Source organism: Streptomyces sp. NPDC020917 (assembly GCF_044333795.1).
Lineage (GTDB): Bacteria > Actinomycetota > Actinomycetes > Streptomycetales > Streptomycetaceae > Actinacidiphila.
Genome location: NZ_JBIRRR010000017.1, coordinates 53,626 through 69,021 on the forward strand (window position 1 = coordinate 53,626; position 15,396 = coordinate 69,021).

Consider the following 15,396-nt stretch of genomic DNA (forward strand, 5'->3'; position numbering starts at 1 on the left):
CCGCCCGCCTGGGCGCGGCCAGTACGGCGGGCAGCTACTTCGACGCGGTGAGCAGGACCACCGTCGTGAACGTCACCACGCAGGCCGCGGCGGACGCCGTGCGCGCCGCGGGCGCCACCCCGCGTCTGGTCGCGCACAGCACCGCCCAGCTCCTCAAGGCCGGCGACGCCGCCAGGTCCGCCGATGTCGCGGGCTCCGCCTGGGCGGTCGACCCCCGCTCCAACACTCTCCAGCTCAGCGTCGACAGCCGGGTCACCGCCTCGCAGCTCGGTCAGCTGAAGAAGTCCACCGCGAGCTTCGGCACCGCGGTGCGTATCACCCGCGTCCAGGGCAGCTTCAGCAAGCTGCTCTCCGGCGGCGACCCGATCCTCACCAGCAGCTGGCGCTGCTCGGTCGGCTTCAACGTCCGCAGCGGCAGCACCTACTACTTCCTCACCGCCGGCCACTGCACCCAGGGCTACCCGGCGTACTACACCAGCGGCGGCAGCTACATCGGCCCCACGGTCGGCACCAGCTTCCCCGGCAACGACTACGGCATCGTCCGCTACGACACCTCCGTCGCCCACGACGGGACGGTCGGCAGCCAGGACATCACCAGCGCGGCCAACGCCTACGTGGGTGAGCACGTCACCCGCCGCGGCTCCACCACCGGCATCCACAGCGGCACCGTGACCGGCCTCAACGCCACCGTGAACTACGGCAACGGCGAGGTCGTCTCCGGGCTCATCCAGACCAACGTCTGCGCCGAGCCCGGCGACAGCGGCGGCTCCCTCTACGACGGGACCAAGGCCATCGGCCTGACCTCCGGCGGCAGCGGCAACTGCACGTCCGGCGGCACGACCTTCTTCCAGCCGGTGACCGAGGCGCTCAGCGCCTACGGCGTCAGCGTGTACTGACCCGCCCTGTACTGACCGCCGTTTCCTGATGGCCGTGTGCTGACGGCCCGCGGCCGACCCGGCGCCCCTGCCGTTCCGTGCGCGGCGGGGGCGCCGGCGTGCGGCCCCCACCACCCTTGCGGTCAGCCCCTGTCCGCGACGGCTGCCAGACTGGGCCCATGCTGGAAACGTCGGCGAGGCTGCTGCGTCTGCTCTCCCTCCTCCAGTCGCGCCGCGACTGGCCCGGTCCCGAACTCGCCGAGCGCCTCGACGTCACCCCGCGCACCGTCCGCCGCGACGTCGAACGGCTCCGCGTCCTCGGCTACCCCGTGCACGCCTCGCCCGGTACCGCCGGCGGCTACCGGCTGGGCGCGGGCGCCGCCCTTCCGCCCCTGCTGCTGGACGACGAGGAGGCGGTGGCCGTCGCCCTGTGCCTGCGGACGGGTGCGGGCGGCACCGTCGAGGGCATCCAGGAGACCTCGGTCCGCGCGCTGGCCAAGCTCGAACAGGTCCTGCCGTCCCGGCTGCGCCACCGCGTCCAGGCCATGCAGGCGGTGACCGTGGAACCGCGGGCACCCGGTTCCGCCGTCGGCCAGGAGGTGCTGACCGTCATCGGCGCCGCCTGCCGCGACCACGAGCGGCTGCGCTTCGACTACCTCGACCACTCCGGCTCCGCCAGCCGCCGCGAGGTCGAGCCCTACCGGCTGGTCCACCACAACCGCCGCTGGTACCTGCTCTCCTACGACGTCGCCCGCGCCGACTGGCGGACCTTCCGGGTGGACCGGATCGAGCCCAAGCCGCCGGCCGGCCCCCGCTTCACCCCGCGCGAACTGCCCGACGACGCCGCTTCCTACGTCGCCAAGGGGGTCACCTCCCGGGCCTACCGGTACCAGGCCGCGGTGGTGCTGCACGCCTCGGCCGAGACCGTCCGCCGGTTCGCCTGGTCCGGCTTCGGGACGCTCACCGCCCTCGGCGAGGACTCCTGCGAACTCACCACCGGCTTCGAGTCGCTGGACGCGCTGGCGATGTACCTCGGGACGCTCGGCGTGGATTTCGAGGTCAGGGAACCACCGGAACTCGTCGACCACCTGCGGGTCGTGGCCGCACGCCTGTCCCGCTCGACCGAGCGCCGCTGACGCGAGGCAGCCTGACCCCCGGCCCGCCCCTGCCGCCTCAGTCCTCGACCGTGCCGCTCGTGGCGCCCTGCGTGCGTCCCCAGCCGTACGCGCGGTCCACCCGCAGCCTGACCACCAGCCTGCGGTCGGCGACCATCGCGGCCCGGTACTCGTCCCAGTCCGGGTGCTCGCCGGCGACGGCCCGGTAGACCTCGATCAGCTCCTCCACGGTGGCGTCGTGCGGATCGGCGGCCGCGGGCGTCAGTTCGGCCTCGCCCTCGGCGACGAGATAGGCCCCCATGTCGGGCGTGGTGACGTAGAAGCTGGCGCGCGGATCACGGCGCAGGTTGCGCGTCTTGGCGCGGTCGTCGGTCACCGATATGCGGATGGTCCTGCTCGGCTCGTCGTACGCGAACGACACGTTGGACAGCTGCGGCCTGCCGTCCTTCTTCAGCGTGACGAGCGCTCCTGTCCTGTGCTCGCGCAGCAGGTCGAACAGCGGGCTGGTGGCGGACGGCTGACTCATGATCGCTCCGGTGGTCTTCGTGCCGGCTGGGCGGGGGGTGGTGCTCCTCAGGCTTGCTGGTTTCTCCTCCGGACGTCGTCGTGGACGTCCTCGCTCATCCAGGCCAACGTGGCGCTTCGTACGGTTGTTCCACTCCGCGGGCCCCGCCCGCCAGGTTCACCCGTTCGGTGCATCGGCGGCCTGCGGGCCGTCCTCGCGCAGCGGAAACACCATCGCCGTCACGCCGATGCCCGTCGTGCCGGGGGTGTGCGGGGGCCTCGCGGCGTCGTGCAGGTCCGCCATGAGCGCGGCGAGCCTGCCGCGGAAGTCGGCCCACGCCTCGGGGGTCACCCACAACTCCGCGTCCGTGGTGACCCCTTCGGCGTCGGGGGCGCGGCGGGCCGCGCGTTCCCGCAGGTTGTGCGCCAGCGCCTCGGCGAGCAGCGGGGCGGCGGCCGCCTGCCGCTGGTCGGACAGCGGGGAGCCGTGGACGGCGCGGTAGCGCCGCTCCCGGCCGCCCCGGTTGGCCCGTACCTCCGCGAGTTCGACGACTCCGACCTCGTCCAGCCGGCGCAGGTGCTGGCTGGCCAGGGCGTGCGAGATGCCGAGCTCACGGGCGAGTTCGGCGGCCGACAGCGGCGCGTTCCAGACCAGGGACACCATGCGCAGCCGCACCGGGTGGGCCAGCGCGCGCAGCAAGGGATCGGTCGCCGTCATGCCCCCATTACACCGCCCCACCGCCCCGGCCGGCGATCCGCGCCTGCGTCCGCGCCCGTGCCCGCCGGCCGGCGGCCCGCGCCTGCGCCTGCGCCCGTGCCCGCCGGCCGGCGATCCGCGCCTGCGCCTGCGCCCGTGCCCGCCGCCCGGCGGCCCGCGCCGCGCCTACGCCCGTGCCCGCGGCTCCGGCCGCGCCCGTGCACCCGCATCCCCGCCCGCCCGCATCCCTGCCCGCGCCCTGCCCGGGGCGGGCATTGCCAGATCAACCCCCTAGCAATAGCTTGGAGGTCATGACGGTGCGGAGGGTCCTGGCGGACCGGGTGGCGGGGACGTATCTGGGCGGGGTGCTGGTCTCCGGGTTCGGGGACTCGGCGATGATGCTGGTCGCGGGCGTCTGGGTGAAGACGATCACCGGATCCAGCAGCCTGGCCGCGGCGGTGACCGTCTGCATGTGGGCGCCGGTGCTGGCCGGCCCCGTCCTGGGGGCGTTCGCCGACAGGGTCCGCCGCAAGCCGCTCCTGGTCGGGGTCAACGTGGTGCTCGCGGTCCTGCTCCCGGTACTCCTCCTGGTGCACGCGAGCAGGGACATCTGGCTGCTCTTCGCCGTCCTCGCGGTGATCGGGGCCGCGACCGTGCTGACCGACGCGGCCGAGGCGGGGCTGGTGGTCGCCGCCGTCCCCCCGGCGCTGCGCGGTGACTTCAACGGCCTGCGGATGACCGTCAACGAGGCGATGAAGCTGGTCGCCCCGCTCGCCGGCGCCGGCCTGTTCGTGCGGTTCGGCGGCGGGGCGGTCGCCCTGCTCGACGCCGCCACCTTCGTCCTCGCGGCGCTGGCCTTCGCGTCGCTCCGGGTCCGCGAACCGCGGCCCGCCCCAGCGGAGTCCGGCTGGCGCGAGCAGACCGCGGAGGGCCTGCGGCACCTGCGCCGGGAGCCGCTGCTGCGGCGGCTGGTCGCCGCGGGCGCCGTGGCGATGCTGCTGTCGGGCATCAGCAGCGCCGCGATCTACCAGATGAACGACGCGGGGCTGCACCGGGCGCCGGCCTTCGTCGGCGTGCTCTACGCGGTGCAGGGCGGCGGCTCGATCGCGGCCGGGATCGTGGCCGGCGCCGCCATGCGGCGGCTGGGGGAGCGCGCCTTCGCCGCCGTGGGGCTGCTGCTGTTCACCACCGGGGCGGCGGTGCGGGCCGTTCCCGAGCTACCCGTGGTCCTCGCCGGGACGCTCGCGATCGGCGTCGGGCTGCCGTGGGTGATCGTGGCCGTGTTCACCGCCGTCCAGCAGCGCACCCCGCAGGAGATGGTCGGCCGCGCGTCCGCCGCGGCCGGCACGGTGGTGTTCGCGCCCAACGCCCTGGCCGCCGCCCTCGGAGCCGGTCTGGTCGCGCTCGCCGACTACCGGCTGCAACTCGTCGCCGTGGGCGTCGCCGGCCCGGTCGCCGCCTGGCTCCTGCTGCGGGCCCGAGCCGTGCCCGGGGAGGCGGCCGCGCTCGGCGGCTCCGCAGCGCTCGCCGACGCGCCGGTCCTTGAGGACGCGGCCGCACTCCGCGACGCGCCCGCCCGCGACGACGCACCCGCCCCCGGCGACGCGCCGGCGCTCGGCGCCCCGGCCGGGCCGGACGGCTCAGACGCCCGCGGCGCCCAGCGCGAAGGTCTCCCGGAGGTGCCAGCGGGCACCGTCGCTGACCACCAGGTGGACCCCCGCGACGCGGGTGCGCAGGGGTAGACCCGCGGCGAACTCCCGCGCCACCGCGTCGTACGCCTCCTCGGCCCGGCTGCCGGCGACCGACAGATGGGGTGCAGGGTCGCCGAACGCGCCCTCGTACGGCGGGACTTCGGGCCAGCGGGCGGCCACGGCGGCGGTCAGTGCCCGCAGCGGCGCCTGGGGTTCGGGGGCGAGCCACAGCAGGCCGGGGAAGCGGCCGAACGCGGCGAAGTCCAGGGCGAACGGCTGGTGCGCGACGAAGAGTTCGCGCAGCGCCGCCAGCACCTCCGCGTCGATCCGCGCCGCGGGCAGGAAGGGGTAGAGCACCGTGACATGGGCCGGCGCCGCGCCGCGGTCCTCCGGCTGGTACGTCCGGCGCACCCGGCCCACCAGCGGATCCGCCTCGGGAACCGTGATCACCAGCGCCGTTCCGCCCGCCGCCCAGCGCGGTCCCGCCCCGTCGCCCATGCCCCGTATCGTGCCGCGCCCGGCGGGGCCGCGCCATCCGCCACCCCGCGGGGGCGCCGGGGCCGCCGGGTCTTCGCGTTGCCCGGCGCCGCGCGCGAGCGATCGAGAGCTGCCACGGGGTCAGGGCCGACATAGTCTGCTGACCGAGCCGGGTCGCGGTGGCTGTCGCCGGGCCGGGTGTCGAGAACGTGGCGCCGGCTACGTCCCAGGGACACGAGCGGCCACGAGGGGCCGTGCCATGTGGGAGGAAACCATGACCGTCCACCGGATGGACCACACCGGCTTCGTGGTCGAGGACCTGGCTGCCGCCATCGCGTTCTTTCTCGCGCTCGGCCTGGAGCTGGAGGGCGAAACCGCCGTCGAGGGCGCATGGGTCGACCAGCTCCTCGGGCTGGACGGCGTCCGGGCGGACATCGCCGTGATGCGGACGCCGGACGGCCACAGCCGGGTCGAGCTGTCGACGATCCACACGCCGAAGGCGATCAGCGCCGAACCGAAGGACGCGCCGGCGAACACCTTGGGCATCCCCCGCCTCACGTTCGTCGTGGACGCCGTCGACGACGTCCTCGACGGCCTGCGCGCCCAGGGCGCCGAACTCGTCGGCGAGGTGGCGCAGTACGAGCACTACTGCCGGTACTGCTACGTACGGGGCCCCGAGGGCGTCATCATCGGGCTGGTCGAAGAGCTCGGCTGACGCCGCACGACTCGCCCGCGCGGAGCGGGAGAACACCGCCCCGCCGGTTCACCGCCCGCGCCCGTGCCGCGTCCTCGGCAACCCCTCGCCCGTCGCATCGCCGCAGGTCCGGCGTGCGCGGCGCCGCCTCCTGCGGATCGTACACATGTTCGACATCTGGTCTATGGTGGGGGCGGGGGAGGGGCATGGTTGTACCGGGGGTGAGTGCGGCGGGAGGCGCGGATGGGCGGTGGCGGCTTCACCCACCTCCACGCGGTATCGGGATTCTCCCTCCGGTACGGCGCCGGGCACGCCGCGGACCTGGCGGAGCGCGCGGCGGAACGCGGCATGGACGCGCTGGCACTGACCGACCGGGACACCGTCGCCGGAGTGGTGCGCTTCGCCAAGGCATGCGCGAAGGCCGGGGTGCGGCCGATCTTCGGCGCCGGGCTCGCCGTCCCCGGCTACGGCGAGGCCGGGCAGCGGGCCGCCGACCGCCGCCGCACCCCGGTGCGCGGCGGTGCCTTCGTCGACGAGAGCGCGCCGCGCGCCGTGTTCCTCGCCAGGAACGGGGAGGGCTGGGCGGCGCTGTGCAGGATGGTCTCGGCCGCCCACCGCGCCACGCCGGGCCACGGGCCCGCCGGCCACCCGGCCGGCCCCGCGCGGCCGGCCGGCGGCCCCGGCCCCCGGCTGGACCCGGACGACCTGGCCGACCGCGGCCTGTTCGCGCTGCTCGGGCCGGACTCCGAGGTGGGCCGCGCGCTGGCCGCCGGCCGGCCGGACCGGGCGGCCCGGCTGATCGCCCCCTGGCGGGAGGTCTACGGCGACGCGCTGCGGCTGGAGGTCGTCTGCCACGACCGGCAGGGCACCGGGCCCGGATCGCTGCGCCTGGCCGCCAGGACCCTGGGCTTCGCGGCCGACCAGGGGGTGACCGCGGTGCTCAGCAACGCGGTGCGCTACCCCGACCCGGACCGCGGCGAGATCGCCGACATCCTCGACGCCGCCCGCCGGCTGGTGCCCGTCGACACCCGGCGGCCCGAGCGGCTGGACAGCGGCGAGCGCTGGCTCAAGGGCGCCGCCGACATGGCCCGGCTGGCCGAGCGGATCGCCGAGTCCGCGGGACAGGGGCGGGCCGGCGCCCACCGGCTGCTGCGGGCGACCGAGGAGACCGCCGCGGCCTGCGCGGTGGACCCGCGGGACGACCTGGGCATCGGCCGCCCGCACTTCCCCGAGTCCGCGCTCCTGGACGGCAGCGGCCGTACCGCCGACCGGATCCTGCAGGCGCGCTGCACCGCCGGCATGGTCCGCAGGGGCTACGACCGCAGGCCCCGCTACTGGCAGCGGCTTGAGGAGGAGCTGCGGGTCGTCCGGCAGCTGCGCTTCGCCCCGTACTTCCTCACCGTCGGCCAGGTCGTCGACGACGTGCGGACGATGCGGGTACGGGTGGCCGCCCGCGGCTCCGGCGCCGGCTCGCTGGTCAACCACCTGCTGGGCATCGCGTCCGCGGACCCCGTCGAACACGGCCTGCTCATGGAGCGCTTCCTGTCCGTCCGCCGCACCGAACTGCCCGACATCGACATCGACGTGGAGTCCGCCCGGCGGATCGACGTCTACCGGGCGATCTTCGCGCGGTTCGGGGCGGAGCGGGTCGCCACCGTGGCCATGCCCGAGACCTACCGGGTCCGGCACGCGGTACGGGACGTGGGCGCGGCGCTCGGCATGGACCCCAGGGCCGTCGACCGGCTCGCCAAGTCGTTCCCGCACATCCGGGCCAAGGATGCGCGCGCCGCGCTGGCCGAACTCCCCGAACTGCGCGCGGTGTCCGGCGAGGACCACGGGCGGCTGTGGGAGCTGGTCGAGGCGCTGGACGGGCTGCCGCGCGGGATCGCCATGCACCCGTGCGGCGTCCTGCTGTCCGACGCGACGCTGCTGGACCGCACCCCGGTGATGCCGACCGGTGGCGAGGGCTTCCCCATGTCGCAGTTCGACAAGGAGGACGTCGAGGACCTCAAACTGCTCAAACTCGACGTCCTGGGCGTGCGGATGCAGTCCGCGATGGCGTATGCGGTCGACGAGATCGCACGCGCCACCGGCGAGCGGGTCGACCTGGACGACCCGCGCCACGTGCCGCCGGGCGACCAGACCACGTACGGGCTGATCCGCTCGGCCGAGACGCTCGGCTGCTTCCAGATCGAGTCGCCCGGGCAGCGCGACCTCGTCGGCCGGCTGGAGCCCGCCACCTTCCACGACCTGGTGGTCGACATCTCGCTCTTCCGGCCGGGGCCGGTCGCCGCCGACATGGTGGGGCCGTTCATCGAGGCCCGGCACGGCCGCGCCCCGGCGCGGTACCCGCACCAGGACCTGGAGAAGGTGCTGCGCGAGACCCACGGCGTGGTGGTCTTCCACGAGCAGGTGATCAGGATCCTCCACGAGATGACCGGGTGCGGCCTCGCGGCGGCCGACGAGCAGCGCCGCGCCCTGTCCGACCCGGACCGCCAGGGCCGGGTGATGGCCGGGTTCGGCACCGCCGCGCGGGCCCGCGGGTACTCCGCCGAGGAGATCCGCCGCACCTCGGAGATCCTCAGCGCCTTCGGCAGCTACGGCTTCTGCAAGGCCCACGCCGTCGCCTTCGCGGTGCCCACCTACCAGTCGGCCTGGCTCAAGGCCCACCGCCCGGCCGCCTTCTACGCCGGGGTACTCACCCACGACCCGGGCATGTACCCCAAGCGGCTGCTGCTCGCCGACGCCCGGCGGCGCGGGGTGCCGGTGCTGCCGCTGGACGTGAACAGGTCCGACGCGGACTACCGGGTCGAACTGGCTTCGGGCAGATGGGGGGTGCGGCTGGGGCTCGCGGACGTGCACGGCATCAGCGAGGCCGAGACCGCGCGGCTGGTGGCCGGGCGGCCGTACGCCTCGCTGCAGGACCTGTGGCAGCGGGCCCGCCCGGGGCGCCCGGTCGCCGAGCGGCTGGCCCGGGTCGGGGCACTGGACTGCCTCGGCGGCAACCGCCGCGACCTGCTGCTGCAGATCGCCGAACTCCACCGGCAGGGGCGGGCCGAGGGCGCCCACGAGGGCCAGCTCCCGATCGGCGGGGACGAGGACCCGGCCGTGCCCGCGGGCCTGCCCGACATGGACGAGAGCGAGCGACTCGGCGCCGAGCTGGGCGTCCTGGGCATGGACGCCTCCCGCCACCTGATGCACGACCACCACTCCTTCCTGGCGGAGTTGGGGGCCGTTCCCGCCAAGTCCCTGCGGGGGATACGGCACGGGCAGACGGTGCTGGTCGCCGGCGCCAAGGGCGCCACCCAGACCCCGCCGGTGCGGTCCGGCCGGCGCGTCATCTTCACCACGCTCGACGACGGCACCGGTCTGGTGGACTGCGCCTTCTTCGAGGACAGCCACAAGGCGTGCGCCCACACCGTCTTCCACTCCTTCCTGCTGCTGGTGCGGGGCGTGGTCCAGCGGCGCGGGCCGCAGAGCCTCAGCGTGGTCGGGGCCGCCGCATGGAACCTCGCCGAACTCGTCGAACTCCGCCGCACCGGGGGCCTGGAGGCCGTCGCCGAGCGGCTCGCCGAGAACCCTGGCGGCGCTGGCGGCGACGCCGGGGAGGACGGGGAGGACGGGGCACTCCACCCCGCCGACCACCGTCGGATCCATCTGTCCACCGGCTACGAGATGCACCCCTGGGCGGATCTGCGGCCCGCGGGCGACACCGCCGCCACCGGCCGCAAGCTCTGGCACTCCAGCCCGGGAAGCGCGGGGTGAGCAACGAGCACGGCCGTCATCCCCGTCCAGGTGCCAGCCGGCAGCGTCCATCGGGCCGTGCAGCGGTCGGCCAGGTGCTGCGGGGCGATCTCGATCATCTGAAACTCCTTGCCGGGCAGGTCACTTCGGACCAGGTCGTGCGATGCGCGGCGGCGATCGACAATTCCCGTCAGGGCATGGGCGCCGCGCCCTCCCCGCCGGCGAGCCGCCACGACTTTTTACTCACCCGTAGCTAGTCAGCTCCTTCCTACCCGTGCGTAACTTGTCATGAGCCCAGCAAGCGTGATCCGGATCACAGGGCGTGCTGCGTCGTGTTGCGACCCCCTTCCGACCTGCGAGGAGATCACATGAGGCTGCCCTGGCGACGGCTCCTGGCCGCGCTCTGCCTGGCGACCGCGACGGCGGTCGTCCCCACCGCCGCGTCGGCCGCCTCCGCGCCGTCCAGCGGATGGAACGACTTCTCCTGCCGCCCCTCGGCCCAACACCCGCGCCCTGTCGTGCTGGTGCACGGCACCTTCGCGAACGGGACCGACAACTGGCTCGCTTTCGCCCCGTACCTGGAGGCGCGCGGGTACTGCGTCTTCTCGTTCGACTACGGCATGCTGCCGGGGGAGTCGCTCATCGGCGGGCTCGGCCCGATCGCCGGTTCCGCCCAGCAGTTGTCGGACTTCACCGACCGGGTCCTCGCTGCCACCCATGCCGCCAAGGTCGACATCGTCGGCCACTCCCAGGGCGGCATGATGCCGCGGTACTACCTGAAGTTCCTCGGCGGGGCGGCCAAGGTGAACGCCCTGGTCGGCCTGGCGCCGGACAACCACGGGACGACCCTGGACGGGCTGACCGCGCTGCTGCCGTACTTCCCCGGTGCCTCGGCCTTCCTCCAGGCCGGGCTTCCCGGGCTGGCGGACCAGGTCGCCGGATCGTCCTTCCAGCAGCAGCTGAACGCGGGCGGGGACACCGTGCCCGGCGTGCACTACACGGTGATCTCGACGATCTACGACGAGGTCGTGACCCCGTACACCACCCAGGCGCTGTCCGGGCCGGACGTGCACAACGTGGTGCTGCAGGACCTGTGCCCCCTCGACGTCTCCGAGCACGTGGCCATCGGGCTGACCGACCGCATCGCCTTCCACGAGGCGGCGAACGCCCTCGATCCCGCGCACGCGACGCGGACCACGTGCCTGTCGGCGCTCAGCTAGCCCGCGGCGGGGTGGTCCGCGAGCCGACCTGGTGAACGGCCGTGCTGTCAGTGCCGGGTGACAGGCTTCCCGGATGACCGCCGAGCGCCGCACCGACACCACCGACCACCCCGCCGACGCCGGCGGCGCGTCCCGGTCCGCCACCGGCGCCGGCGAGGACGGCCGCCGCTACTGGGACGACGCCGCCGCGCACTTCGACGACGAGCCCGACCACGGCCTGCGCGATCCACGGGTCCGCGACGCCTGGGCGGCGCGGCTGCGCTCGTGGCTGCCCGCGGAGCCGTCCGACGTCCTCGACCTCGGGTGCGGCACGGGCAGCCTCGCGCTGCTCGCGGCCGGGCAGGGCCACCGGGTGACCGCCCTCGACCGGTCGGAGCGGATGGCCGAGCGGGCCCGGGAGAAGCTGAGCGGCACCGGGGCGCGGGTGCTCGTCGGGGACGCCGCCCTGCCGCCGGTCGCCGCGGGCGCCTACGATGCGGTGCTCGTCAGGCACCTGCTGTGGGCGCTGCCGGAACCTGAGAGCGCGCTGCGCCGCTGGGCGGGGCTGCTGCGGCCGGGCGGCCGGCTCGTCCTGGTCGAAGGCCGCTGGGGCACGGCCGACCCGGTGGGCATCCCCGCCGACACCCTCGCCGCGCTGGCCGCCCCGCTCGGCGGCGTGACCCGGATCGAACAGCTCGGCCACGCCGAGGAGTTGTGGGGTCGCGCGGTCGGCGACGAGCGGTACGCGGCGGTGATCAGGCCCGCCGCGCCCCGGCGGCACGCCGAGATCGTCGACGTCCACCTCATCCTGCGGCGCGGCGACGAGATCCTGCTCGGCCGCAGGGCGGGCACCGGGTACGCCGACGGGCTGCTCGGCGTCCCCTCGGGGCATCTGGAGGCGGGCGAGGACGTCAGGAGCGGCATGATCCGCGAGGCGCGCGAGGAGACAGGGGTCGAGCTGGCCCCCGGCGACCTCGAGGCGGTGGTCGTGATGCAGCACCGGGCGCCGCACGGCGAGTCCAGGATCGGCTGGTTCTTCGCCGCGGACCTGCCCGAGGGCTCCCCGGAACCGGTCAATCGCGAGCCGGACAAGTGCGCGGGCATCGGCTGGTACCCGCTGGACGACCTGCCGCGGGACATGGTGGCCTACGGCCGTGCGGGCCTGGAGGCGTACCGGGCCGGCCGGCCGTTCGTCCTCCACCTCCACGAGCCGGGCGACTCCATAGCCCACGACCCGGCGGGACCCGGCCGGATGAGGCCCCTGTAGCCCGCGGCTGTGCCAGGATCCGGACATGAGCCTGAAGATCACCATCGACCCCGAGGCGGCCACCGCTCCGTACGAGCAGCTGCGCGGGCAGATCGCGGAGGAGGCGCGCGCCGGCCGCCTCCCCGTCCACTACAAGCTGCCCACCGTCCGGGGCCTCGCCGAGGAGCTCGGGCTCGCCGCCAACACGGTGGCCAAGGCGTACCGGGCCCTGGAGGAGGACGGGGTGATCGAGACCCGCGGGCGGCACGGCACGTACATCGCGGCCGGTGACGCCCGGGCCCGCGAGGTGGCCGCGGCGGCGGCCGCCTTCGTGGAGCGCGCCCGCCGGCTCGGCCTGGACCGGGCCGGTGCCCTGGCCGCCGTCGAGGAGGCGCTGCGCGCCGCCTACGGCGACACCCCGGCCTGACGGGCGGCCAGGCTCCGCCCGCGTCTGTCCAGTTATGCCTGGTATGGGGCGGCTTGCTCGGTGATGGTGGGGCTTGCGGGGCCAGAGGTGGCGAATTCCACAGTTCACCGGCAAGGTGCATCTCTGAGAGTTGTCGGGGAACACGACGTCTGCCCTGCCGTCCACCGGCGGCCCCCACCCCCTACAGGAGGCACCAGCGCATTATGAGTGACGTTGTCCGTGAGGACGTGACGCGAAGCAATCCGGCCACGGTCGCGGTGGCGGCTCCGACCGCCCCACCGCCTCCCGGTGCTCCGCACGAGACGGGCTCACGGACCGCCGCCGGCGCAGGGCAGGGCCGCAGACCCCGGTCGGCGAAGCGGCTGCACGTCCTGGACGGGCTGCGGCTCGTCGCCGCGCTGATGGTCGTCGGCTACCACTACATGGGCTACGACGACTGGTTCCGCTCGCCCTGGGGCGCCTCCACCGCGTCGGTCTTCCCCACCGCCCACGCGGCCGCCGTGTACGGCTGGCTGGGCGTCGAACTGTTCTTCCTGATCAGCGGGTTCGTGATCTGCCTGTCCTGCTGGGGGCGCACGCCGCGGCAGTTCGCGGTGTCCCGCTTCATACGCCTGTACCCGGCGTACTGGTTCGGTGTCGCCGCCACCTCGGCGGTCCTGCTGCTGCGCCCCGGCGGCTGGGACGGCAAGCCGAACGACATCCTCACCAACTTCACGATGCTGCAGGAGCCCATCGGCGCCCGGGACGTCGACGGCGTCTACTGGTCGCTGTGGGTGGAGCTGCGCTTCTACCTGCTGTTCGCGATCATCGCGGTGGCCGGCCTGACCTACCGGCGCGTCGTCCTCTTCTGCGCCGCCTGGCTGCTGGCCGCGGCCCTCGCGCCGAGCGCCGGCCTCGATCTGGTGAACCTGCTGGCGGTACCGGAGTACGCCCCCTTCTTCGTCGGCGGCATCCTCATCCACCTCATCGGCCGCTTCGGCACCGGGCGCCCGGAGTTGTGGCTCATGCTGGGCATGTCCTGGCTGATGGCCCAGGACTCGCTGGCCCAACTCGTCTCGGACGCCGACCAGTCCGTCGGCGGGGGCCTGTCGTGGGGGATAGCGCTGGCCATCGTCACGCTGTTCTACGTGCTGATGCTGGCCGCCGCGCTGGGCCGGCTGGACTTCTTCAACTGGCGCGTGCTCGGCGTGGCCGGCACCCTGACGTACCCGCTGTACCTGCTGCACGAGGACATCGGCTGGGAGGTGATCCGGCACACGCACGGGCAGGTCAACGCGTTCGTCCTGATCGCGGTCCTGGTGGCGGTGATGCTCACGGCCGCCTGGCTGGTCCACCGCTTCGTCGAACGCCCGGCGGCGTCCCGCCTCAAGGCCTGGCTCGCGTAAGGGCCGCCGGGCGCGGGCCTCACAGGTAGAGGCCGTCCGCCGCCCGGGCGGGGGCGGGCACGGTCGCGGAGCTCCCGCGGCGCAGCGCGTACAGCTCGGCCAGGGTGGCGCCGTCGCGCCCGACGCCCTCGCTCGTGCCCAGCCAGGACACGGCCTCGGCGCGGGTCAGCGGGCCGACCTCGATCCGCGCCAGGCAGCGGCCGGGGCGGACCACCGCGGGGTGGAGGCGCTCCAGGTCCTCGTTGGTGGTGATGCCGACCAGGACGTTGCGGCCCTGGCCCAGCAGCCCGTCGGTCAGGTTGAGCAGGCGGGACAGGGCCTGCCCCGCCTGGTGCTTGGCCTGGCCGCGGATCAGCTCGTCGCAGTCCTCGAGGAGCAGCAGCCGCCAGCGGCCGCCGGTGGCCTCGTCCTCTCCTATGGCGATGTCCATCAGGTAGCCGACGTCGTTGAACAGCCGCTCCGGGTCGAGGACGCAGTCGACCTGGCACCAGTCGCGCCACGAGCGGGCCAGGGTGCGCAGCGCGGAGGTCTTGCCGGTGCCGGGCGGCCCGTGGAGCAGCAGCAGCCGGCCGGTGACGTCGTCGGCGGTCAGCTTCATCAGGTGGTCCATCGCGTCGGCGACGGGCGCGGTGTAGTTGCCCCGCAGCTCCTCCCAGGTGGCGGCGGAGATCTGGCGGGTCGTGCGGTACGGGCCGCGGCGCGGCGAGACGTACCAGAAGCCCATGGTGACGGCCTCGGGCTGCGGTTCCGGCTCGTCCTCGGCGTCGTCGACCGCGGAGTGCAGGACGCGCTCGGCGAGTTCGTCGGTGACGGCGGCGACCGTGACGTCCGCGCCGCGGCTCCACCGGGAGATCAGGACCGTCCAGCCCTCGCCCTCGGCGAGGATGGCGCTGCGGTCCTTGTCCCGCGCCTGGCGGAGCACCGCCGCGTCCGGCGGCAGCAGCGTCAGCCCCGACTTGACGGTGTCCAGCGACGCGCCCCGCGCGAACGGCTGCTCCCCGGTGGTGAACCGGCTCAGGAACAGGGCGTCGATGACGTCGGACGGCGAGTCGCTGTCGTCGAGGCGCAGGTGGACGGGCAGGACGCGGTAGGGGTCCTGCGGTTCCGCGGCCTGCGCCGACGGCCTGCTCTGCCTGCTGCGGGAGGTGGGCGGCACGGGCCTCCTCGGCTTCTCCGGTGTCACGGACATGGGCCCCATGATCCGGCACCGGGTCGCGATTCGCCCAGCGCTTTTCCGCCTCGGCCGCGTCAGCCGCCGGGCCGGGCGAATCCACCGTACGGGCGGATTGCGGGCACATGCGTGCGGACAGGTACGCGGCATCACTCACCGGGCACCCGGAGG

Annotated in this window: 14 protein-coding genes; 10 read left to right on the forward strand and 4 right to left on the reverse strand. The window is 74.6% G+C overall.

All coding sequences use genetic code 11. From position 1 onward, the window contains the following. The first annotated feature begins 47 nt into the window (after positions 1 to 47). On the forward strand, positions 48 to 896 hold the full coding sequence (locus tag ACH4TG_RS29630; RefSeq protein WP_398245760.1) for a S1 family peptidase: 849 nt from the start codon (positions 48 to 50) through the stop codon (positions 894 to 896). Between the two features lie 158 nt (positions 897 to 1,054). Beyond that, on the forward strand, positions 1,055 to 2,011 hold the full coding sequence (locus ACH4TG_RS29635) for a helix-turn-helix transcriptional regulator (RefSeq protein WP_398245625.1): 957 nt from the start codon (positions 1,055 to 1,057) through the stop codon (positions 2,009 to 2,011). 37 nt (positions 2,012 to 2,048) lie between these two features. Here the strand turns inward: ACH4TG_RS29635 and ACH4TG_RS29640 are convergent, their stop codons facing one another. Together ACH4TG_RS29640 and ACH4TG_RS29645 are read right to left on the reverse strand one after the other, a co-directional pair. Then, positions 2,049 to 2,516, reverse strand: coding sequence for a PPOX class F420-dependent oxidoreductase (locus tag ACH4TG_RS29640; protein WP_398245626.1), 468 nt, complete (start codon positions 2,514 to 2,516; stop codon positions 2,049 to 2,051). A 156-nt stretch (positions 2,517 to 2,672) separates the two neighbouring features. Then, positions 2,673 to 3,212 (reverse strand): ArsR/SmtB family transcription factor, encoded by a 540-nt coding sequence (locus tag ACH4TG_RS29645; protein WP_398245627.1) that lies wholly within the window; start codon positions 3,210 to 3,212, stop codon positions 2,673 to 2,675. A 290-nt stretch (positions 3,213 to 3,502) separates the two neighbouring features. Here ACH4TG_RS29645 and ACH4TG_RS29650 point away from each other — a divergent pair, with 290 nt between their 5' ends. Then, the gene (locus ACH4TG_RS29650; RefSeq protein ID WP_398245628.1) at positions 3,503 to 4,933 is read left to right on the forward strand and encodes an MFS transporter; all 1,431 of its coding nucleotides are present in this window, start codon (positions 3,503 to 3,505) and stop codon (positions 4,931 to 4,933) included. On the opposite strand, the gene ACH4TG_RS29655 is transcribed toward ACH4TG_RS29650, so the two are convergent. Then, positions 4,832 to 5,380 carry a 2'-5' RNA ligase family protein gene (locus ACH4TG_RS29655; protein ID WP_398245629.1) on the reverse strand — a complete coding sequence of 183 codons (549 nt, stop codon included), beginning with the start codon at positions 5,378 to 5,380 and terminating at the stop codon, positions 4,832 to 4,834. The genes ACH4TG_RS29650 and ACH4TG_RS29655 overlap by 102 nt on opposite strands. Positions 5,381 to 5,633: 253 nt before the next feature. Here ACH4TG_RS29655 and ACH4TG_RS29660 point away from each other — a divergent pair, with 253 nt between their 5' ends. From ACH4TG_RS29660 to ACH4TG_RS29690, 7 genes are all read left to right on the forward strand, one after another. Beyond that, entirely contained in the window at positions 5,634 to 6,074 is a 441-nt protein-coding gene (locus ACH4TG_RS29660; protein WP_398245630.1) for a VOC family protein, read from the forward strand. A 222-nt stretch (positions 6,075 to 6,296) separates the two neighbouring features. Continuing rightward, positions 6,297 to 9,818: a DNA polymerase III subunit alpha gene (locus ACH4TG_RS29665; protein WP_398245631.1), complete on the forward strand. Its 3,522-nt coding sequence runs from the start codon at positions 6,297 to 6,299 to the stop codon at positions 9,816 to 9,818. Continuing rightward, on the forward strand, positions 9,815 to 10,054 hold the full coding sequence (locus ACH4TG_RS29670; protein ID WP_398245633.1) for a hypothetical protein: 240 nt from the start codon (positions 9,815 to 9,817) through the stop codon (positions 10,052 to 10,054). The genes ACH4TG_RS29665 and ACH4TG_RS29670 overlap by 4 nt, the downstream gene beginning before the upstream one ends. A gap of 111 nt (positions 10,055 to 10,165) precedes the next feature. Then, a complete protein-coding gene (locus ACH4TG_RS29675; protein ID WP_398245634.1) occupies positions 10,166 to 11,017 on the forward strand; it encodes an esterase/lipase family protein in 852 nt (283 codons plus the stop codon). 73 nt (positions 11,018 to 11,090) lie between these two features. Continuing rightward, the gene (locus ACH4TG_RS29680) at positions 11,091 to 12,263 is read left to right on the forward strand and encodes a methyltransferase domain-containing protein (RefSeq protein WP_398245635.1); all 1,173 of its coding nucleotides are present in this window, start codon (positions 11,091 to 11,093) and stop codon (positions 12,261 to 12,263) included. A 25-nt stretch (positions 12,264 to 12,288) separates the two neighbouring features. Next, complete coding sequence (locus ACH4TG_RS29685; RefSeq protein ID WP_398245636.1) at positions 12,289 to 12,669, forward strand: GntR family transcriptional regulator; 381 nt, start codon at positions 12,289 to 12,291, stop codon at positions 12,667 to 12,669. Between the two features lie 203 nt (positions 12,670 to 12,872). After that, entirely contained in the window at positions 12,873 to 14,054 is a 1,182-nt protein-coding gene (locus tag ACH4TG_RS29690) for an acyltransferase family protein (protein ID WP_398245637.1), read from the forward strand. A gap of 19 nt (positions 14,055 to 14,073) precedes the next feature. Here the strand turns inward: ACH4TG_RS29690 and ACH4TG_RS29695 are convergent, their stop codons facing one another. After that, positions 14,074 to 15,252 (reverse strand): DUF5925 domain-containing protein, encoded by a 1,179-nt coding sequence (locus tag ACH4TG_RS29695; protein WP_398245638.1) that lies wholly within the window; start codon positions 15,250 to 15,252, stop codon positions 14,074 to 14,076. Between the last annotated feature and the right edge of the window lie 144 nt (positions 15,253 to 15,396).